Raw genomic sequence first — 19333 nt, 5'->3', positions numbered from 1 at the left:
CGTGGATGCTTTTCGTGCAGTGTCCCCGTCACTGAATCACAGCGAGCTGCTCACTCGGTACACAGGGTCAACAATTACTGCGCTCTGTGACTCAAGTCACATGGGGTAATGAGAGGCGGCCCCGGAGGGGTGGGAGCGCTCCGCGAAATTCCGGAATGCAAACGGGCAGTAATGCCGGTTTTTCGGTCCGGGGAGAGGGCGCCCGGACGGCCGAGTTTGCACTGCGGGCGGCCCGGCGGGAGGAGCGGGGACGGTACGGGCGGGGCCCGGCCGGGGCCGGCCCGGACCGGAATCCCTGGTCCCGGGCGGTCCTAGGTCCCTTTCGGGGCACTTCTGGTCCCAGGGCCCGATGTGCGGCGCCGGAGCGGAGACTAGCGTTCAGTGCGTGTTGCAGACAGACGTTCTCCAGGCTCTCCCTTCCCTGCCGTCGCAGAACCCCCATGCTGAGGGGGTGAGCAATGACGAATTCCGCGCCGCGATGTCCCGGCTGGCGGGCGGGGTGGTCCTCGTGACCGCCCACGACGAGGACGCGGGCCCGCGCGGCGAGGACGTCGGAATGACGGCCACGGCATTCCTGTCGGTCTCGATCGACCCGCCACTGGTGCTGGTGAGCGTACGGAACGGCTCCCGCATGGACGACCTGCTGGCCGAGCAGCCGCTGTGGGCGGTCTCGGTGCTCTCCGAGAGCCAGCGCCACGTCGCCGGCCGCTTCGCGATGAAGGGCCGCATCAGCGACCGCCTCCTCTTCGACGACATCCCCTACAAGAGGGGACCGCTCAGCGGCGCCCCGCTGGTGGGCGGCGCGCTCTCGACGCTGGAGTGCCGCACGGAGCAGCGGGTGGAGGCGGGCGACCACACCCTGGTCATCGCGCGCGTGCTGGGCGTCGACCTGCCGAGCGCGGAGGGCGGCCCGCTCTCCTACTTCCGGGGGCGCTACCGGCAGCTGGGCTGACCGGGGCGCGGCGCGCGCGTGCCGGGCGGGCCGACCGGCCGCGGCGGGCGGTGCCGGACGCGCCCCGGGGGCTCACCGGCGGCTCACCAGTCCTGGCCGGTGCGGCCCCGCTTCGTCTGGCCCCGGGCCTTCTTCTCCCGCAGCCGCCGCTCGTTGATGCCCCGCGGGATCTTCGTCGCCCGCCGCGGCCTGGGCGGCGGCGCGGTCGCCTCCGCCAGCAGCGCCGCGAGCCGCACGGCCGCGGTCTCCCGGTTGCGCCACTGCGAGCGGTGCTCGGAGGCCCGTACGGTCACGACCCCGCCCACCAGGCGCGACGCCAGCCGCTCCAGCGCCCGCGCCTTCCACACCTCGGGCAGGGACTCGGTGCGCCCGAGGTCGAAGCGGAGCTCCACCTGCGAGTCGCTGGTGTTGACGTGCTGCCCGCCGGGCCCGGAGGACCGCGAGAAACGCCACATGAGCTCGGCCTCCGGCAGGGAGACGGAGCCGCGGATGGGATAGGGCCCGGACATGGGCTCCATGGTCCCCCGCCCGGCGGGCGCCGTCACCCCTTTTTGCGTCCGGCCCGGACTCCCGCGTCAAGGGCCCGGCAAAAAAGCGGGGCCGGGCAAAGAAAGTAAAGCGAGCTGGAACCCCAGCCTCCCCTGCCGACGTTAAGAGGGGTGACGGTAGCTTCGGGAACGGCCGAGCCCGCACATCACGACGAAGGGGACACCCCATGGCTGTAAGCCTGTCCAAGGGCGGCAACGTCTCGCTCACCAAGGAGGCCCCGGGCCTGACCGCCGTCACGGTGGGCCTCGGCTGGGACGTCCGCACGACCACCGGCACCGACTTCGACCTCGACGCCTCGGCGATCGCGGTCAACGCCACGGGCAAGGTCTACTCGGACGCCCACTTCGTCTTCTTCAACAACAAGTCGACGCCGGACCAGACCATCGTGCACACCGGTGACAACACCACCGGCCAGGGCGAGGGCGACGACGAGGCGATCAACGTCAACCTGGCGGGCCTCCCCGCCGACGTCGACAAGATCGTCTTCCCGGTCTCGATCTACGACGCGGAGAACCGCTCGCAGAACTTCGGCCAGGTCCGCAACGCGTACATCCGCATCGTCAACCAGGCCGGCGGCGCCGAGATCGCGCGCTACGACCTGAGCGAGGACGCCGCCACCGAGACCGCGATGGTCTTCGGCGAGCTGTACCGCAACGGCGCGGAGTGGAAGTTCCGCGCGGTCGGCCAGGGGTACGCCTCGGGCCTCGTCGGCATCGCCCAGGACTTCGGCGTCAACGTCTGAGACGGCTGACGCGCGGCCCCCTGGGCCGCCGGGTGTCCTGAACCAGGAAGGGGCCGGATCCATCGGATCCGGCCCCTTCGGCATGCCCGCCCCCCGGTCCGCCGCGCCTGTCGACATACCGTCAACTGCGGTCGCCCCACGGCCGAAACACATCGGTTACCGGACACTGTGCACCACCTGACGGACACGTTCCGGTCAAATAATTGTCGGGCCTCTGTCAAAAAGTAGTCGTCTGCTGGCACGCTCCCACGAGCACCACATGCAACCGCAGCACCCGCATGTGGCCGGGCTACATCCACTCGCACCACCCCCCACCGCACCACGGATCGAGTGAAGGAGACCCATCCAGTGAGAACTTCCCTGCGCGCCGCCGCCCTTGCCGCCACCGCCGCCATGGTCGTCGTCGGAGTCCAGTCCGGGACCAGCGCCGGTGCCGCCGACCGCGAGGCGGGAGCGAGCGCCCGCACGCTCGGTGTGGCCGAGCGTGCGAGCGCCCTCCAGGCCGCCCAGGACGCCGCGCCCGCAGCCGCCCGCCAGATCGGCCTCGGCGCCAAGGAGGCGCTGGTCGTACGTGACGTCATCAAGGACGTGGACGGCACCGTCCACACCCGGTACGAGCGTACGTACGACGGCCTGCCCGTCCTCGGTGGCGACCTCGTCGTCCACAGCAAGAAGGACGGCGCCGTCAAGAGCGTCAGCAAGGCGACCGACGCGCGCATAGCCGTCGCCACCGGCGGCGTCTCCCTCAAGGCCGCGCCGGCCGGCGCCCGCAAGGTCGTCTGGGCGGGCAGCGGCAAGCCCGTCCTGGCGTACGAGGCCGTCATCACCGGCACCCAGCGCGACGGCACGCCCAGCCGCCGCCACGTCATCACCGACGCCGCCACCGGCGCCCAGCTGTTCTCGTACGAGGCCATCGAGACCGGCACCGGCACCAGCATGTACTCGGGCAACGTCACCCTCGGGACGACCAAGTCCGGCTCCACGTACAGCCTGACCGACGGCGGTCGCGGCGGCCACAAGACGTACGACCTCAAGGGCGGTTCCTCCGGCACCGGCACCCTGTTCACCAAGTCCACCGACGCCTGGGGCAACGGCACTCCGCAGAACCGCGAGACCGCCGCCGTGGACGCCCACTACGGCGCCGCGGTGACCTGGGACTTCTACAAGGCCGAGCTCAACCGCAACGGCATCGCGGGCAACGGCAAGGCCGCCTACTCCCGGGTCCACTACGGCAACGCGTACGTCAACGCGTTCTGGGACGACAGCTGCTTCTGCATGACGTACGGCGACGGCCAGGGCAACACCAAGCCGCTCACCGCGCTCGACGTCGCGGGCCACGAGATGAGCCACGGCCTCACCGCCGCCACCGCCAAGCTCAACTACAGCAAGGAGTCCGGCGGGCTCAACGAGGGCACCAGCGACATCTTCGGCACGTCGGTGGAGTTCTTCGCCAACAACTCGTCCGACCCGGGTGACTACCTCATCGGCGAGAAGATCAACATCAATGGCAACGGGACCCCGCTGCGCTACATGGACAAGCCCAGCAAGGACGGCCAGTCGGCCGACTACTGGTCGAGCACGGTCGGCAACAAGGACGTGCACTACTCGTCCGGCGTCGCCAACCACTTCTTCTACCTGCTGTCCGAGGGCAGCGGCGCGAAGGTGATCAACGGCGTCAGCTACAACTCCCCGACGTCCGACGGCTCCAAGGTCACCGGCATCGGGCGGACCAAGGCGTACAAGATCTGGTACAAGGCGCTCTCCACGTACATGACGTCGACGACCAACTACGCCAAGGCGCGCACCACGACCCTCCAGGCCGCGTCCGACCTGTACGGGGCGAGCAGCACCGAGTACAAGACGGTCGCGGCGGCGTGGACCGCCGTCAACGTGAAGTAACGCGACCGAGGGGCCGCAACTGGCCTGGCTCTACGGGGAATCGGGCTTCCCGTCCCCGTAGAGCCAGGAGTCCCACAGGTCGTCCAGGTCCTTGCCGGACGACCTCTCGTCCACGAACCGGACGAATTCCTCGGTGGACGCGTTGGCGTGCGCCCGGTCCTTCGTCCAGCCCCGCACCAGCGCGAAGAACGCGTCGTCGCCCAGCGCCCGGCGCAACTGGTGCACCACCATCGCGCCGCGCACGTACACCGGCTGGTCCGAGACGCGCGCGGCCGACGGGGGCGCGGCGGGCGGGAACGCCCAGATGGCGTCCGAGCCGTCCTTCGCGTACTCCTCGTCGAAGTGCTCCTGCGCCGAATCGCCGCCGTGGTCCTCGCTCCACAGCCACTCCGCGTACGTGGCGAAGCCCTCGTTGAGCCACATGTCCCGCCACCGCTCGGGCGTCACCGAGTCGCCGAACCACTGGTGGGCGAGCTCGTGCGCCAGGGTCTCGGTGTCCAGCTGGTCCGCCGGGACCACCGGCCGGTTCTGGGTCTCCAGCGCGTACTCGGCGGAGCCCTCGGGGGCCACGATCACCCCGGTCGAGGAGAACGGGTACGGCCCGAACTTCTCCCGCTCCCACTCCACGATCTCCGGGAGCCGGCCGACGACGTCCGCCGTCTCCTTCCGCGCCGCCGGCGCCACCGCGTCGTAGAACGGGATCCCGGACCTGGTGCGGCCCTCCGTCACGTCGTACGCGCCGATCGCGACCGTGGCCAGATAGCTCGCCATCGGCTCCCGGGTGCGCCAGGTGTACGTGGTGCGCCCGCCGTTGGTCACCGAGGAGGTCAACTCGCCGTTGGAGACGGCCCGCAGCCCCCGGGGCACGGTCACCGCGATGTCGTACGTGGCCTTGTCGCTCGGGTGGTTGTTGGAGGGGAACCAGGCCATCGACCCCGTCGGCTCGCCCAGCGCCAGGGCGCCGTCGGCGGTGCGCAGCCAGCCCTCGTGCGAACCGTCCTGGTCGGTGAGGGTCTTCGGGGTGCCGGAGTAGGTGACGGTGGCGCGGAACCGGGCGCCCTCGTCGAGGTCCTCGGCCGGGCGCAGGGTCAGCTCGGTGCCCGCCCGGTTGGCGTCCGCCCGGCGGCCGTCGACGGTCGCGCCCGTCACCTCCATCCCCGCGAAGTCCAGGTTGAACGCGCTGAGGTCCTGGGTGGCGCGGGCGTCCATGGTCATGCTGCCGGTGAGGTGGGCGCGCGCCGGGTCGTAGTCGAGGACGAGGCTGTAGTGGTCGGCGTCGTACCCGCCGTTGCCCAGCTTGGGGAAGAGCCCGTCGCGCAGCCCGGCCGCCCCCGGCTTGCCCGCCACGCCGCCCGTGCAGCCGCCGAGGGCGAGCAGGACGGCGCCCGGGAGGGCGAGCCGGCGTATCGCGCTGCGGTGATCCACAGGGCGATCCTACGTTCGGCGCCCCGCCCGCACCCGCCGGTACGGGTGCGGGCGGGGCCGCCGTACGGGGACTACTTGGCCAGCGCCGCGACGCCCGCCTGGGCGAACTTCTCGTCGAGGTCGCCGCTCGGGGCCCCGGCCACGCCGATGCCCGCGATCGGGGCGCCCTGCGCCTGGACGGGGGCGCCGCCCGCGAGGAAGAGCGTGCCGGGGATGTCCTTCAGGTTGGGCGTCTGCGCCAGCCGGCCCGCCAGGACCGAGGTGGTGGCGTTCCAGGAGACGGCCGTGTACGCCTTGCGCTCGGCCGACTCGGGGGACTGCGGGCCCGCGCCGTCGCCGCGCAGGGTGACGATGGTGTTGCCGTTGCGGTCGACGACGGCGACCGAGACGCGCTGGTTCTCCTTGCGGGCGGCGTCCAGGACGGCACTGGCGGCCCGGGTCGCGGCGGAGACCGAGAGGTGCGTGGAGTGGGTGAGGTCGCGGGCGGCCGGACCGGAGGTGCTCGCGGCGGGGGCGGCCGGGGCCGCCGGGGCCGCGGCGTTGGCGCTGACCGCGCCGAACGTACCGGCGCCGAGCGCGGCGGCGGCGAGGGCGCCGACGAGGATCTTCTTGCCGCGGGACTTGGGGCCGCGGTGGGCGGGCTGCGTCGTGTTGGTGTCCATGCCTCCATGCTGGCCGCGCCGCCCCCGCCCCCCGGTCGGCGTACCGGCTCGTCCCCGCACCCCGCCCGAAGGACCCGCCCGTCAGCCGTTCGGTTGATGCGGGGGTGGCCGGACCGGGTGAGGATGGGGGCGGAGCACCGCGCCCACGAGGCGCGTCCGCGCAGGTCAGCGCGGACGGAGGAGAGGCCGGCCGGGCGGCCGGGCTGCTGGAAGGAACCGGGGAGGCGGAACGTGGACGAGCGCGACCGGCGCCTCGGCGAGGGGCCTGAGCGGCGACCGGGCGGGGGGCGCGAGCGGACGCCCGGGGACGGGCGGGACCGGCGGCCCGCCGCCCGGCACGACCGATCGACCGCCAACGAACGCGATCAACTACCCGGGGACGGGCGGCCCACCGACACGCACGACCAGCCACCCGGCGCCGCACACGACCGGCCATCCGCCCAGGGAGACGACCGGCCGTCCCGCGCCGGGCGCGAGCGGCGGGCCGCCGAGGGAGACGACCGGCCGTCCAACGACGGGCGCGAGCGGCACCCCACTGACGGGCTGCCCACCGGCGCGCGCGAGCGGCTGCCCGCCGACGGGCGGCCCGGCGCCCAGCGCAACCGACCGCCCGCCGCCCGGCACGACCAGCCCCCCGGCGCCCCGCACGACCGGCCGCCCGTCGACGAGCGTTGGCTGCCGCTCGTCATGCACGCCGCCTTCTTCCTCCTCCTCGGTGCCTCGCTCGCGCGGTTCCTGATCCGGCATCCCGGCGACGGCCGCACCCCCTGGATCGTCGCCCTGTCCGCCGCGCTCGCCCTGCTGTACGTGTGCGGCCCGGCCCTCGGACCGGTCCGGGCGGTCCGTTCGCTGGCCCGGGGGCCCGGGTGGCTCGGTGTCGTCGTGGCCGTGTGGATGGTGCTGGTGCTGCTCGCGCCGAGCTTCGCCTGGTGCGCGGTGCCGCTGTTCTACGCCGGGCTGCGCACCCTGCCGACCCGGGGCGCACTCGTGCTGGTGGCGCTGCTGACCGCGTTCGTGGTCACCGCGCAGCTGATGCTCGCCGAGGGCTTCGACCCGAACCTGGTGCTGGCACCGCCCGCCGTCGCCGCCGTCGCCACCGCCGTCTTCGTCCACATGCAGCGCCAGGCGGACCGGCAGCGGGAGCTCATCGACGACCTGCTGCGCACCCGGCGCGAGCTGGCCGCCACCGAGCGCCGCGAAGGCACCCTCGCCGAGCGCCAGCGGCTGTCCATGGAGATCCACGACACCCTCGCCCAGGGCCTGTCCAGCCAGCAGATGCTGCTCCAGGCGTCCGAGCGCCTCTGGGAGTCCGACCCGGCGACGGCCCGCCGCCACGTCCGCACCGCCGGGTCCATCGCCGAACGCAACCTCGCCGAGGCCCGCCGCTTCGTCCACGACCTCGCCCCCGCCGACCTGGTGGCGCACGGCAGCCTCCCGGAGGCCCTGCGGGCCCTGGCCGCGCGGGAGACCGAGGGCGGGGCGACGGAGGTGCGGCTGCACGTCGACGGGGTGCCCGTACCGCTCCCCGACCGGGTGGAGTCGGCGCTGCTGCGGATCGCGCAGGGGGCGCTGGCGAACGTACGCGAACACGCGGGCGCGCGGGCCGCCGCCCTCACCCTCACCTATCTGGACGATCAGATCGTGCTGGACGTGGCCGACGACGGCGGCGGGTTCACGGACGGCACCGGCGACCGCGCCGGCCGGGGCCACGGGCTGCCCGCGATGCGGGCCCGGCTGCGCCAGCTCGGCGGCGCGCTGACGGTGGAGTCGGCACCGGGCGAGGGAACGGTCCTGTCGGCGGCCGTCCCCCTGACCACGGGGCCGGCTCGGGCTCCGGGCCCGCCGGACACGGCCCCCTCGGACGCGGACATGAACCCCGTGGACATGACCCCCGTGGACATGGACCCCCCGGACACGGACCCCTTGGAGGAGCGGTGAGCGCGGAGCAGCCGGTGGTGCGGATCCTGTTGTGCGACGACCACGCCGTCGTACGGGCCGGGCTGCTCGCCCTGCTCGGCAGCGAGCCCGACATCGAGGTGGTCGGGGAGGCCGGCACGGGCGAGGAGGCCGTGGCGGCGGCAGCCAAGGTACGCCCCGACGTCGTCCTCATGGACCTCCAGCTCGGGCCGGGCATCGACGGGGTCGAGGCGACGCGCCGGATCGCGGGGACGGGGGTGCGGGTGCTCGTCCTCACCACGTACGACACCGACGCGGACATCACCCGGGCGATCGCGGCCGGGGCGACGGGCTATCTGCTCAAGGCCGAGCGCCCCGAGGAGCTGTTCGCGGCGATCCGGGCCGCCGCGCAGGGCCGGACGGCGCTGTCCGCGCCGGTGGCGAGCCGGGTGATGGAACGCATGCGGGGCACGACCCCTTCGCTCACCCCCCGCGAGCTGGACATCCTGGCCCAGCTCTCGCAGGGCCTGGCCAACCGTGACATCGCGCGTGCGCTGTTCATCAGCGAGGCGACGGTGAAGACCCATCTGGGCCGGATCTACGAGAAGTTGGGGGTGGACACGAGGGCGGGAGCGGTATCGGTGGCGAAGGAACGCCGCCTGCTGCCGTAGGGGCCGTACGGGCACGGGCGTGCCCCCCCGTCCGGGCGGGGCACGCGGGGCGGTGACGCCGTGCGGCTCCCCCGCACGGACGCGAGCACCCGTCGCGGCGGCCGAAGGAGCCACGTGGCTGTGCCACTCCCCCGCACGGACGCGAGCACCCGTCGCGGCGGCCGAAGGAGCCACGTGGCTGTGCCGCTCCCCCACACGGACACGAGCACCCCCCGTGGCGGCCGACGCAGCCACATGGCTGTGCCGCTCCCCCGCGCGGACGCGAGCAGCTTCGTACTCTGCCTCGTACGCCTCATGGGGCCGTCCGCTCCCCCGCGCGGGCGCGCAAGCAGCCGAGGGGTGACTGTTGCCCGCGGCGTCGGCGGTGCCGCTCCCTCGCGCGGGGCGCGAGCAGCCCCGCACCGTCCGCCGGGGCGGACGCCCCCCAGGGCCCCCGCAGGCCCCCGGCCCCCCGCCGTGGGACCATTTGGCGTGCTCGACATCGGCTACTCCCTCTCCCCCCGCTTCCCCGACTCCCCGCAGACCGACTACCGCAGCGCGGACGTCCACGCCCTGCGCCACGACCTCTTCTGCGGTGACGTCTACCTCGCCGACACCAAGGCGGACCGCGAGGTGTCCACAGCCTGGGGATGGGTGCCGGTGCTCGACTTCGCCTGGGCGCTCTGCGACACCGTGGAGGCGCTGGACAAGGACCCGAGGGGCAGCCGCTCCTCCCGTACCCAGTACGCGGAGATCGACTTCACCGAGTCCACCGACCGCATGCTCTTCGCCCGCCGCTTCGGCTGGGTGGACGTCGAGGCGGACTGGATGCCGGCCGAGGAGGCCCCCCTCACCTTCAGCCACCGCCTGCTGCGCCGCGAGGCCCGCGACTTCCTGCACGATGTGATCGCGGACCTCACGGACATGCACGACGACCTCGCCGACAACCCGGTGATCTGGACGCTCCAGTCCCGCTTCCCGCGCGTCGGCGCGTAGCCGGGGCGGGCCGGAGCCCCCGGTCAGCCCACCACCCGCACCCCCACCTGCGCCGCGAACGCCGGTGCCAGGTCGACCAGTTGGGACGGGGTGATGACCGCCCCCGCCAGCCGGTCGACCCCGCGCGCGATGTCCAGGAGCGCCGCCCCGCGCAGGTCCACGTCCTTCATCCGCGCGCCCGTGAAGTCCGCGCGCCGCAGCTCGCAGCCCGCGAACGCGACCCGCTCGAGCCGGGCCGCGGCGAAGTCCGGCTCGACGAGGACGCAGTTCTCGAAGGCCACGTCCCGCAGCTCCGTGTCCCGCAGATTGAGGTAGTCGATCTTGCCGCCGCGGATCAGGACCCGTTCGAGCACACCGCCGTGCAGCTGGACCCCGCCCATCCGCACGTCGTGGATCTCCACGTCGCGCAGGGATCCGCGGGACAGGTCCGTGCCCACGCCCCGGACCCCGGAGAGGACGGAGTCTATGAACCGGGCACCGCGCAGCCGGGTCCCGTCGAGCGCGCAGCCGTACATCCCGCAGTCCATGAAGCGGGCGCCCATGCCCTCCTGGCCGGACAGGTCCAGATTGCGGAACTCCAGACCGTCGTAGTCCCCTTCCGGTTCCAGATCCGCCGGACCGTGCGGTGCCAGGGGCGGGAGCCGCACCTCGGGCCGCCGCACCGCCGTCACTTCCCTCGCGCTCTTCGCCATGACTCCATGCTGGACCACGCCACTGACAACCGCCCCACCCCTTACCTGTCACATTCCACCCCGCTTCCTCCGTCTCTAACAGTGAGTGCCCGCACAGCGACAGGAGAGCAGCATGGACCGGATCACCGTCATCGGCGGCGGCCTCGCCGGGCTCACCGCGGCGATCACCGCGGCCGAGTCCGGCGCGCGGGTGAACCTGTACGAGTCGCACCACACGCTGGGCGGACGCGCGCGCACGGCCGAGGGCCCGTACCTCACCAATGACGGTCCGCACGTCCTCTACAACGGAGGTCCGCACTGGGCGTGGCTCAAACGGCGCGGTCTGCTCGGCCCCGTCGCCTCCGTACCGCCGCTGGAGGCCGCCCGGTTCCGCTTCCACTGGGACGGCTCGCTGCGCCACACCCCGCCGCTGGCCCTGCTCAGGCTCGCCCGGCAGAGTCCGGAAACCGCCCCCGCGGACCTCGACTTCGCCTCCTGGGCGGCCGGGCTGGTCGGCCCGAAGGCGGCGCGCGCGGCGGCCCACTACGCGGCGGTGGCGCTCTTCCACCACGACCCGGGCTCGCTCTCCGCCGCGTTCGTGCAGGAGCGGCTGCACCGGGCCGCCGCGCTGCCGCCCGAGGCGCGCTATCCGGTGGGCGGGTGGGGCGCGCTGGTCGAGCGGATGGCCACGCGCGCGTGGGAGCTGGGGGTGCACGTGGAGACCACCGCGCGCGTGGACGCGCTCCCCGACGACCACGGCCCGGTCGTGATCGCCACCTCGCTGGAGGCGGCCCGGCGGCTGCTCGGGGACGACTCGCTGCGCTGGACGAGCGGCCGTACGGTCCTGCTGGACCTGGGGCTCACGGCGCGGCGCGGCGACCCCTTCGTCGTCTCCGACCTGGACCGGCCCGGCTGGATCGAACGGTTCACGGCGACCGGCCGCACCCTGGCCCCGGCCGGGCACCAGCTGCTCCAGGCGCAGTTCCCGATCGCCCCGCACGAGTCCAAGGCGGACGGCGTCGCGCGCGGCGAGCGGCTGCTGGACGCCGCGTACGCGGGGTGGCGCCAGCGGGTGACCTGGCGCCGCGACGCGCTGGCGGCGGGGCGGACGGGCGCGGTCGACCTGCCGGGCACCACCTGGCGCGACCGTCCGGCGATCGACCGGGGCCACGGCGTGTTCCTGGCGGGCGACCAGGTGGCGGCCCCGGGCGTGCTCTCGGAGGTGGCGTTCGCGAGCGGCATCGAGGCGGGCTCCCAGGCGGTCCGGAGCCTGCACCTGGCCCGGGCCTGACGCACCGGGCCGGCCGCACCGGCCCGCATACGGGCTGCGACCGGAGGGGCCGGAGGGACTGACGGGACCGAAGAGAGCGAAGGGACTTGACCTCAAGTTCGCTTGAGGTCAGAGGGTGGCGACCAGTGCCCCGTACGGGGTGCGTGCCGCACGGGGGACGGCACGCACCCCGGTACGGGGCGCCCCACACCGTCCACACCCTCGGGAGCGCCCCTGCACGCCCGGGCCGACACCGTACGGGAGTTCCGGCGGGAGCCGCCCCGCCGTCGGCTACGCGCCCCCGCCCAGCTCCGCCAGCGCCCCGTCCGCCAGCCGGTACACCGTCCACTCGTCCTGCGGGCGGGCGCCCAGCGACTCGTAGAAGGCGATCGACGGGGTGTTCCAGTTGAGGACCGACCACTCCAGGCGGCCGTAGCCGCGCTCCACGCAGATGCGGGCCAGTTCCGTCAGGAGGGCCTTGCCGTGGCCGCCGCCGCGCTGGGCGGGGCGTACGTACAGGTCCTCCAGGTAGATGCCGTGGACCCCGCGCCACGTCGAGAAGTTGAGGAACCACAGGGCGAAGCCGGCCGGCTCGCCGCCGGGCGTCTCGGCGATGTGCGCGAACGCCGCCGGGTGCTCGCCGAACAGCGCCTCGCGCAACTGCTCCTCGGTGGCCTTCGCGTCCTCCAAGCACTTCTCGTACTCGGCCAGTTCGCGGACCATGGCGTGGATGACGGGAACGTCTGCGGGCGTCGCGGTACGAATCATGGCCGCAGAGTAACCGGACGCGGGGCGACCGGTCGTGGGCATTCCGCTCACCGGGACAGGGACCCCCGGCCCTAGAACTTCCAGGCCCGTACCGCCTCGCCCACCTCCACCTGCTCCTCCTCCAGCGGCTCCCCGTCCTCGATCTCCCAGAGGCAGTTCTGCAGCACCCGGCCCAGCGTCCAGGCCCGGGCCCGTTCGCGGTCCAGGTCCATCACCTCGGTCAGGGCGTCGAAGCGCCAGCGCAGCTCCGCCGGGTCGTAGCGGTTGTCGAGGGCCGGGAGGAGCTCGAAGGCGGGGTCGCCCGCGAGCGGGGTGGGGTCGATGGCCAGCCAGGGCTCGCGGTCGGCGGCCACCACGTTCTCGTAGTGCAGGTCCCAGTGGAGCAGCCGGTCGCCGGGCCGGTCGGCGACCTCGCGGACCGCCGCCGCGCAGTCCAGCAGCAGACGCCGTTCGACGGGGTCGGTGAGGGTGCGGGCCGCGGCCGGGGTGTCGTCGAGCATCCGCGCCGCCACGTCCCCCAGCCGCCGCAGCTCCGGCGGGGCCTGCACGGCGGTCAGCCGGGACAGCAGCCCGCCGATCACCAGCACCGCCTCGCGCGCGTCGGCGACCGAGGCCAACAGGCGGCTGGAGTCCAGGCGTTCGAGCAGCATGGTGCCGGTCTCCGCGTCGTGCCGCAACAGCCGCACCGCGCCCACGCCGTCCCACGCGCGCAGCGCGACCGGCTCGCCCACGCTCTCCTCGTCGAGCAGCTGGAGCTTGAGCACGGCCGGGGTGCCGTCGCCGGTGGTGACCGGGAGCACCAGCGCGCACATCCCGTACATCGACGGCCCGTCGAGCCGCAGCTGCCACCGGTCCAGGAAGTCGGCCGCCAGGCGGGGCAGCCCCGCGACGAAGGCGCGGCCCGCGGGCCCGTGGTAGCGCGTCTGCGTGGCGATCAGGGCGTCCGGAATGTCGATCACCCGCCCGACCCTACGCACATGGGTGAATCGTTCTCATGCGGTTTTCCTCCCGGCGGTCCCTCGCCCGCTCCCTCGCCCCGGTGCGCCGGTACGTCCGCAGCGCCCCCGGCACCTACGTCTGGCTGGGCATCCTCTTCGTGACGACGGTCGCCGTGCACCACATGTCGGCGGAGTTCGAGGAGGAGTTCCTGCGCCAGCGCTCCACCAACCTCCACGAGCTGTCCGACAATCCGGTGCGGGTGCTCATCACCAGCGCGCTGTGGATCGACGGCGGGTACTGGTACCCGTACGCCGTCCTCTACACCGTCTTCCACGCCCAGGCCGAACGCTGGCTCGGCACCCGCCGCTGGCTCGCCGTCGCCGCCCTCGCCCACGTCCTGGCCACCTACATCAGCGAGGGCGCCCTGCTGTGGGCGATCCGGCACGGCGTCGCGCCCCGCTCCTCGCTCTACACCCTGGACGTGGGCGTCAGTTACGCCCTCGCCGGGGTCGTCGCGGTCCTCACCTACCGGATCGCGGCGCCCTGGCGGTACGGGTACCTGGCCGTCGTGCTCGCCGTGTACGCGCCCCCGCTGATCACCGGCCGCACCTTCACCGACCTCGGCCACTTCACGTCCGTCGTCGTCGGCCTCGCCTGCTACCCGCTCGTCCGCGGGCGGGGCGGGACCTGGGACCCGGCGGCGTCGGCCAGGGCGGCCGTCAGGAGATTCCGGCGTCCTTGAGCACCTTGGCGAAGGCGTCCGCGTCGAGGATCGCCGAGCCGTCGCCCGGGGGGCGCTTGCCGTCGATCAGGACGGTCGGGCTGGAGTTCACCCCGGAGTCCTCGAACGCCTTCTCGGCGGACTTCACCCAGCTCTTGTACGTGTCCTCGCGCACCGCCCGGTCGAAGGCCGCGCCGCGCAGCCCGGACACCTTGTCGGCGATCCTCAGCAGGTTGTCGGCGGTGTAGCCGTCGGTGGCCTCGTCCTCGGGCTGACTGGCGAAGACGGCCGCGTGGTACTCGGCGAACCTGCCCGCGTCCACCGCCGCCCGCAGCGCGCCCGCCGCACGCGCGGAGCCCCCGCCGCCCAGGTTGCGGTCGAGGAAGGAGGCGACCGTGTAGCGGATCTTGACCTTGCCCCGGGCCGCGAGGTCGTTCAGCGCGACCGCGCCCGAGGACTCGAACTTGGCGCAGTACGGGCAGCGCGGGTCCTCGTAGACCTGCACGGTGTGGGGCGCCGACGGGCTGCCCACGACGATTTCCGCACCTTCCGCCTTCGCCGGGAGCTTGGCCAGCCGCGCCGCGTGCGGCGACGTCTTCACCACCAGATCGGCGGCGTCGGAGCCGCCGGAATCCGCGCCCGAGCCGCCGGAGGAGCCGGACGAGCAGGCGACGGCCGAGGCGCCGAGCGCCCCCGCGACGGCCAGGGCCAGCACCCCGCGGCGCATCCCGCGCCCCGGTCCGCCGGTCGACCTGCGTACGGGCGTGCGTCCGGTCGTCATACGCGCCAACTCTCCCAAAATGCCGTCCTGAACCTGCTCATAGCGACGCTAATCGCCCGGCCCGCGGGCCCGCCCCGCCGAAGGTCCCGACCCCCGGGGCCGAAGGTCCCACGGATTCCGCACCTGCGGATTCCGCCTCTGGACAGCCTCCGTCCGGCGGTGTACCAACAACCTCCATGAGTACGCGCACGATCAACGGCGGCATCTCCTTCTGGTACGCGCAGGACGGCGTGCCCGCCCCCCGCGAGCCCCTGACCGGCGACGCCACCGCCGACGTCGTCGTCGTGGGCGGCGGCTACACGGGCCTGTGGACCGCGTACTACCTGAAGAAGGCCGTGCCCTTCCTCAACATCACCGTCCTGGAGGCCCGGTTCTGCGGCTACGGCGCCTCCGGCCGCAACGGCGGCTGGCTCTACAACGGGATCGCGGGCCGCGACCGGTACGCGAAGCTGCACGGCCACGAGGCCGCCGTCCGCCTCCAGCGCGCCATGAACGACACGGTCGACGAGGTCGTACGGGCCGCCGCCGAGGAGTCCATCGACGCCGACGTCCACCGGGGCGGGGTGCTCGAAGTCGCCTACACCCCGGCCCAGTTGGCCCGCCTCAAGGCGTTCCACGAGGCGGAGCTGGCGTTCGGCGAGAAGGACCGGCTGCTGCTCGGGGCCCGCGAGAGCGCCGCGCGCGTCCGGGTCGCCGGGGCCGTCGGCGCCGCCTGGACCCCGCACGGCGCCCGCGTCCACCCCGTCAAGCTCGTCAAGGGGCTCGCGGCGGCCGTGGAGGCGCTGGGCGTCACCGTGTACGAGTCGACGCCGGTGACCGAGATACGGCAGGGGCACGCCGTCACGCCGTACGGCACGGTCCGCGCGCCCTACGTCCTGCGCTGCACGGAGGGGTTCACCGCCTCCCTCAAGGGCCACCGGCGCGACTGGCTCCCCATGAACTCCTCGATGATCGCCACCGAGCCGCTCCCGCCCGAGCTGTGGGAGACCATCGGCTGGGCGGGGCGCGAGACGCTCGGCGACATGGCGCACGCGTACATGTACGCGCAGCGCACCGCCGACGACCGGATCGCGCTTGGCGGACGCGGGGTCCCGTACCGGTTCGGGTCGCGTACGGACAACGACGGGCGCACCCAGCCCGCCACCGTCGAGGCCCTGCGCGAGATCCTCGTCCAGCTCTTCCCGCAGCTGGCCGGGGTCGCGGTGACGCACGCCTGGTCCGGGGTGCTGGGGGTGCCGCGCGACTGGTGCGCCACGGTCACCCTGGACCGGACGACCGGGCTCGGCTGGGCGGGCGGCTACGTCGGCTCGGGCGTGGCCACCGCCAACCTGGCCGCCCGCACCCTGCGCGACCTGGTCCAGCAGGACTCCGGCCAGGGCGGCCCCACCGACCTCACGGCCCTGCCGTGGGTCAACCACAAGGTCCGCCGCTGGGAGCCGGAGCCGTTGCGGTGGCTGGGGGTACGGGGCATGTACGCGGCGTACCGCGAGGCGGACCGCCGCGAACAGTCCACGAACGCGGCCCGCACGAACCGGATAGCCAAACTCTCCGACACACTGTCGGGCCGCCACTGACCCCGGGGGCCGGTGGGGGGGCGACCGCGCAGTTCCCCGCGCCCCTATCGGGCCGGGACTTTGCCTGCGGCCCGGTGGTCGCTCCTCGCGCAGTTCCCCGCGCCCCTAGGGGGTACCGCCAGCCGGAGAACTCAGCTCAGCCCCAGGCGTTCAGGGGCGCGGGGAACTGCGCGAGCAACCCAGCACGGTCCGCGGACGAAGACGGGTTTCAAAGGGGCGCGGGGAACTGCGCGAGAGGCGAGCACGGCCCGCGGACGAACGAGGCTTTCCAGGGGCGCGGGGAACGGCGCGACCAGCCCACCACCGGCCCGCAGACGAACGAGGCTTTTCAGGGGCGCGAGGAACGGCGCGAGCAACCCGCCACGGTCCGCAGACGAACACCCCGGCCCAAAAAGCCACGCACGGTCCACGGACGAACACCCCGCCCAAAAGGGCCGCGGGCGAAGGCCCGCCGCCCCTACTCCACCTCTATCCCGAAGTCCCCCACCAGTTCCTCCAACCCACCCCGATACCCCTTCCCCCCGACCACGAAGTCCCAGTCCCCCCCGGCCCGCCGCCGGAACGACCCCAGTACCAGCGCCGTCTCCCCCGCACGGCCGTCCGACACCTCCAGCCGGTCCAGCTCCGCGCCCGCCCCGTCGCGCAGGCGGATGCCCGCGTCCGTGAAGCCGGAGAGGTCCGCCTCGGGGTTGGCCTCGGGGTCCACCGAGGCGACCAGGACCAGCCGGTCCGCCCGCGGCGGCAGCGCGTCGAAGGCCACCCGGACCGCCGCCCGGTCCCCCGCCGCCCCCGGCACCATCCGCACCGAACCCCCCGGCACCTCACGGTTGTTGAAGAACACGAAGTGGTCGTCGTCGAGGACCCGCGCCCCCGCGCACACCAGCGCGCACACGTCCAGGACGACCGGCCCGGCCCAGGTCATGCCGAGCACGTTGAAGTCGTCGCCGTCACCGGCACCGTCCTCGTCCTCCACCTCGGGCACCGGCGCGGGCAGGTCCACCAGCGTGGGCGTGGGCACCACCGGCGCGACCGGCGCCGACCGCTCGCCGAGCCGCCCGCGCAGCCCGTGCTGGTGCAGCAGTTCCACCAGCTCGGTGCCGGACACCAGCGTCAGCGGCTTGCCCTGCGCGAAGGCGTACGAGCCGGGCCCGAAGCCCGAAGTCGTCACCAGGACGCCCTTGTTGGCCCCGGCCCCCTGCACCGTCCCGTACAGATCGCGCACGGCCGTCGGCGGGACCGTGTTGCGGTACCGCTTGACCTGGACGATGATCCGGCCGCCGCTGATCGGGTCGGGGTCGAGCGCCTCGACGTCCACCCCGCCGTCGTTGGAGCGCTGCGTGGTCACCGCCCGCATCCCGCGCGACCGGAACAACTCCGCGACCAGCACCTCGAATTCGATCGGGTCCATCACGAACAGGTCCGGCTCGTCGCCGTCGTCGTGCGAGACGACCCCGTCGCCGAGGTCCTCGGGGCGCCGGGCGGGCCGGACGGCGGCGCGCTGGTCGGGCCGGGCCGAGAGCTGCCCGCGCACCGCGTCCACCAGGCAGTCCACCGCGCTGACCTGCGCCAGGTTCAACGCGCGGAACGTCGTACGGTCCACCATCACGGTGGCCAGGAAGATCTCCGCGCGGCGCCCGGTCGCCGGGTCCACGTCGTCCACGAACCCGTTGAGCGCCACCGACTCCAGCACGCCGAACTCGTCCGCCGCGAACAGGTCCCGCACCACCAGCAGCATGCTCTGCGCCAGCGTGTCCCGGTACAGCGCCCGGCGCTGGGCCACCGGCCGGGGCGACTCGCGCTCCTCGTCCGTACTGGCCACGTACCGTACGGACTTGGCGGCCGGGACGACGTCGAAGCCGGGCAGCTCCCAGTCCAGCACCAGCTGCCGCGCGCCCCGGTCGTACGAGCAGGACAGCTGCCGCGGAAAGCCCTCCGGCCACGCCGACGCCGCGTACAGCGCCGCCGAGAAGTACTCCACCACCGCGCCCGGCTCACCCGTCCGCAGCCCCGCGGCCAGCTCGCCCACGCCCGCGTTGTGCGCGCGCGCCTGCGCCAGCTGGCCGGCCGCCCAGCTCTCGTACCCAGCGCGCTGCTCGGCCAGCTGCCGCAGCCGGTCGGCCTCGGCCCGCCGGGCCGCGTCCAGGTCGCGCTGGTAGCGGGTCTGCGCGTCCTGCTGGGCCTGTGCCCGGCGGCCCGCCGTCCAGCCGCCCTGGGCCTGGTAGCGGGACGGGTCGGGCATCGCGATCGGCTGGGCGAGCGGGCCCGGGTCGAACGGCGGCGGCACGTCCGCGTCCCGGCCGAGCGAGCCGGTGCGGAACGGCGGCGCCGCACAGCCCGCCGCCAGCAGCCCGGTCAGCGTCTCCACGCGCGCGTCCAGCTCCTGGGAGCGGGCCCGGGCGTCCGCCTCCCTGCTCTGCCGGTAGGCGGCCTGCCGCTCGCGGTCCAGCCGCGCGATGTCCCGCTCGTACTCCCGCTGCCGGCGCTCGCTCTGGCGCTGCTGCTGCACGGACGCCCGGCGCTGGGCCTCCTGCTGGCGCTGCTGCTGGCGCTGCGCCTCGGCCCACACCCCGATCAGCCCGCTGGAACGACGACTCATGACGACTCCGGCCCCCTCATGCCCACCTCGTGCCCCTTGCTCCGCGCGCACCGCACCGTGCCCCCGGAAAAACAATTGTCCCGGACCTGGAAGGCCCGGGACGGAGTGGTGCGATGTGGAGCGGTGGAGCCGCCTGTCGGAATCGAACCGACGACCTCAAGATTACAAGTCAAGCGCTCTAGCCAACTGAGCTAAGGCGGCATCGCGCGCGGTCAGCGCCCGTACGCGAGGGCTCCCACACT

General features: G+C 73.7%; 17 protein-coding genes and 1 tRNA gene. 9 read left to right on the top strand and 9 right to left on the bottom strand.

Features of this window, described 5'->3' with window-relative positions:
• Positions 1-349 precede the first annotated feature (349 nt).
• Complete coding sequence (locus tag AB5J87_RS19595; protein ID WP_369378124.1) at positions 350-952, top strand: flavin reductase family protein; 603 nt, start codon at positions 350-352, stop codon at positions 950-952.
• A gap of 83 nt (positions 953-1035) precedes the next feature.
• On the opposite strand, the gene arfB is transcribed toward AB5J87_RS19595, so the two are convergent.
• Complete coding sequence (arfB, locus tag AB5J87_RS19590; protein WP_369378123.1) at positions 1036-1470, bottom strand: alternative ribosome rescue aminoacyl-tRNA hydrolase ArfB; 435 nt, start codon at positions 1468-1470, stop codon at positions 1036-1038.
• A 197-nt stretch (positions 1471-1667) separates the two neighbouring features.
• Here arfB and AB5J87_RS19585 point away from each other — a divergent pair, with 197 nt between their 5' ends.
• Together AB5J87_RS19585 and AB5J87_RS19580 are read left to right on the top strand one after the other, a co-directional pair.
• The gene (locus tag AB5J87_RS19585) at positions 1668-2243 is read left to right on the top strand and encodes a TerD family protein (protein WP_369378122.1); all 576 of its coding nucleotides are present in this window, start codon (positions 1668-1670) and stop codon (positions 2241-2243) included.
• Between the two features lie 393 nt (positions 2244-2636).
• The gene (locus AB5J87_RS19580; RefSeq protein ID WP_369383587.1) at positions 2637-4142 is read left to right on the top strand and encodes a M4 family metallopeptidase; all 1506 of its coding nucleotides are present in this window, start codon (positions 2637-2639) and stop codon (positions 4140-4142) included.
• Between the two features lie 30 nt (positions 4143-4172).
• Here AB5J87_RS19580 and AB5J87_RS19575 read toward each other — a convergent pair whose 3' ends face one another.
• Both AB5J87_RS19575 and AB5J87_RS19570 read right to left on the bottom strand, forming a co-directional pair.
• A complete protein-coding gene (locus AB5J87_RS19575; protein ID WP_369378121.1) occupies positions 4173-5567 on the bottom strand; it encodes a M1 family metallopeptidase in 1395 nt (464 codons plus the stop codon).
• A 71-nt stretch (positions 5568-5638) separates the two neighbouring features.
• Positions 5639-6229 carry a heme-binding protein gene (locus AB5J87_RS19570; protein ID WP_369378120.1) on the bottom strand — a complete coding sequence of 197 codons (591 nt, stop codon included), beginning with the start codon at positions 6227-6229 and terminating at the stop codon, positions 5639-5641.
• A gap of 231 nt (positions 6230-6460) precedes the next feature.
• Here AB5J87_RS19570 and AB5J87_RS19565 point away from each other — a divergent pair, with 231 nt between their 5' ends.
• The 3 genes from AB5J87_RS19565 (at position 6461) to AB5J87_RS19555 (ending at position 9771) form a co-directional block, all read left to right on the top strand.
• Positions 6461-8167: a histidine kinase gene (locus AB5J87_RS19565; RefSeq protein WP_369378119.1), complete on the top strand. Its 1707-nt coding sequence runs from the start codon at positions 6461-6463 to the stop codon at positions 8165-8167.
• A complete protein-coding gene (locus tag AB5J87_RS19560; RefSeq protein ID WP_369378118.1) occupies positions 8164-8796 on the top strand; it encodes a response regulator in 633 nt (210 codons plus the stop codon). Before AB5J87_RS19565 ends, AB5J87_RS19560 begins: the two co-directional genes overlap by 4 nt.
• Before the next feature lie 471 nt (positions 8797-9267).
• Complete coding sequence (locus AB5J87_RS19555; protein ID WP_369378117.1) at positions 9268-9771, top strand: hypothetical protein; 504 nt, start codon at positions 9268-9270, stop codon at positions 9769-9771.
• Positions 9772-9794: 23 nt separating this feature from the next.
• Here AB5J87_RS19555 and AB5J87_RS19550 read toward each other — a convergent pair whose 3' ends face one another.
• Complete coding sequence (locus AB5J87_RS19550; protein WP_369378116.1) at positions 9795-10463, bottom strand: pentapeptide repeat-containing protein; 669 nt, start codon at positions 10461-10463, stop codon at positions 9795-9797.
• 112 nt (positions 10464-10575) lie between these two features.
• Here AB5J87_RS19550 and AB5J87_RS19545 point away from each other — a divergent pair, with 112 nt between their 5' ends.
• The gene (locus AB5J87_RS19545; RefSeq protein WP_369378114.1) at positions 10576-11733 is read left to right on the top strand and encodes an NAD(P)-binding protein; all 1158 of its coding nucleotides are present in this window, start codon (positions 10576-10578) and stop codon (positions 11731-11733) included.
• A gap of 270 nt (positions 11734-12003) precedes the next feature.
• On the opposite strand, the gene AB5J87_RS19540 is transcribed toward AB5J87_RS19545, so the two are convergent.
• On the bottom strand, positions 12004-12480 hold the full coding sequence (locus AB5J87_RS19540) for an N-acetyltransferase family protein (RefSeq protein ID WP_369378113.1): 477 nt from the start codon (positions 12478-12480) through the stop codon (positions 12004-12006).
• A 71-nt stretch (positions 12481-12551) separates the two neighbouring features.
• Entirely contained in the window at positions 12552-13439 is an 888-nt protein-coding gene (locus AB5J87_RS19535; RefSeq protein WP_369378112.1) for an aminoglycoside phosphotransferase family protein, read from the bottom strand.
• A gap of 35 nt (positions 13440-13474) precedes the next feature.
• Between AB5J87_RS19535 and AB5J87_RS19530 the strand changes: the two genes are divergently transcribed.
• Complete coding sequence (locus AB5J87_RS19530) at positions 13475-14161, top strand: rhomboid-like protein (protein WP_369378111.1); 687 nt, start codon at positions 13475-13477, stop codon at positions 14159-14161.
• On the opposite strand, the gene AB5J87_RS19525 is transcribed toward AB5J87_RS19530, so the two are convergent.
• Positions 14139-14921, bottom strand: a complete 783-nt coding sequence (locus tag AB5J87_RS19525; protein ID WP_369378110.1) for a DsbA family protein — start codon at positions 14919-14921, stop codon at positions 14139-14141. The two genes, AB5J87_RS19530 and AB5J87_RS19525, sit on opposite strands and share 23 nt — an antisense overlap.
• A gap of 176 nt (positions 14922-15097) precedes the next feature.
• Here AB5J87_RS19525 and AB5J87_RS19520 point away from each other — a divergent pair, with 176 nt between their 5' ends.
• A complete protein-coding gene (locus AB5J87_RS19520) occupies positions 15098-16495 on the top strand; it encodes an NAD(P)/FAD-dependent oxidoreductase (protein ID WP_369378109.1) in 1398 nt (465 codons plus the stop codon).
• A 457-nt stretch (positions 16496-16952) separates the two neighbouring features.
• Here the strand turns inward: AB5J87_RS19520 and AB5J87_RS19515 are convergent, their stop codons facing one another.
• Entirely contained in the window at positions 16953-19091 is a 2139-nt protein-coding gene (locus AB5J87_RS19515; RefSeq protein ID WP_369378108.1) for a restriction endonuclease, read from the bottom strand.
• 124 nt (positions 19092-19215) lie between these two features.
• Positions 19216-19292 (bottom strand) — tRNA-Thr (locus AB5J87_RS19510).
• Positions 19293-19333 lie beyond the last annotated feature (41 nt).

Origin of the sequence: Streptomyces sp. cg36, from assembly GCF_041080675.1 — a bacterium.
Classification (GTDB): domain Bacteria; phylum Actinomycetota; class Actinomycetes; order Streptomycetales; family Streptomycetaceae; genus Streptomyces.
This window is presented reverse-complemented; position numbering and strand designations above follow the sequence as displayed.

Bases quoted from the DNA above. Each gene is read 5' to 3' on its own strand.
- AB5J87_RS19595 (WP_369378124.1), top strand. From the start codon at position 350: ATGTGCGGCGCCGGAGCGGAGACTAGCGTTCAGTGCGTGTTGCAGACA.
- arfB (WP_369378123.1), bottom strand. From the start codon at position 1,470: ATGGAGCCCATGTCCGGGCCCTATCCCATCCGCGGCTCCGTCTCCCTG.
- AB5J87_RS19585 (WP_369378122.1), top strand. From the start codon at position 1,668: ATGGCTGTAAGCCTGTCCAAGGGCGGCAACGTCTCGCTCACCAAGGAG.
- AB5J87_RS19580 (WP_369383587.1), top strand. From the start codon at position 2,637: ATGGTCGTCGTCGGAGTCCAGTCCGGGACCAGCGCCGGTGCCGCCGAC.
- AB5J87_RS19570 (WP_369378120.1), bottom strand. From the start codon at position 6,229: ATGGACACCAACACGACGCAGCCCGCCCACCGCGGCCCCAAGTCCCGC.
- AB5J87_RS19550 (WP_369378116.1), bottom strand. From the start codon at position 10,463: ATGGCGAAGAGCGCGAGGGAAGTGACGGCGGTGCGGCGGCCCGAGGTG.
- AB5J87_RS19545 (WP_369378114.1), top strand. From the start codon at position 10,576: ATGGACCGGATCACCGTCATCGGCGGCGGCCTCGCCGGGCTCACCGCG.
- AB5J87_RS19540 (WP_369378113.1), bottom strand. From the start codon at position 12,480: ATGATTCGTACCGCGACGCCCGCAGACGTTCCCGTCATCCACGCCATG.
- AB5J87_RS19530 (WP_369378111.1), top strand. From the start codon at position 13,475: ATGCGGTTTTCCTCCCGGCGGTCCCTCGCCCGCTCCCTCGCCCCGGTG.
- AB5J87_RS19525 (WP_369378110.1), bottom strand. From the start codon at position 14,921: ATGACGACCGGACGCACGCCCGTACGCAGGTCGACCGGCGGACCGGGG.
- AB5J87_RS19520 (WP_369378109.1), top strand. From the start codon at position 15,098: ATGAGTACGCGCACGATCAACGGCGGCATCTCCTTCTGGTACGCGCAG.
- AB5J87_RS19515 (WP_369378108.1), bottom strand. From the start codon at position 19,091: ATGAGTCGTCGTTCCAGCGGGCTGATCGGGGTGTGGGCCGAGGCGCAG.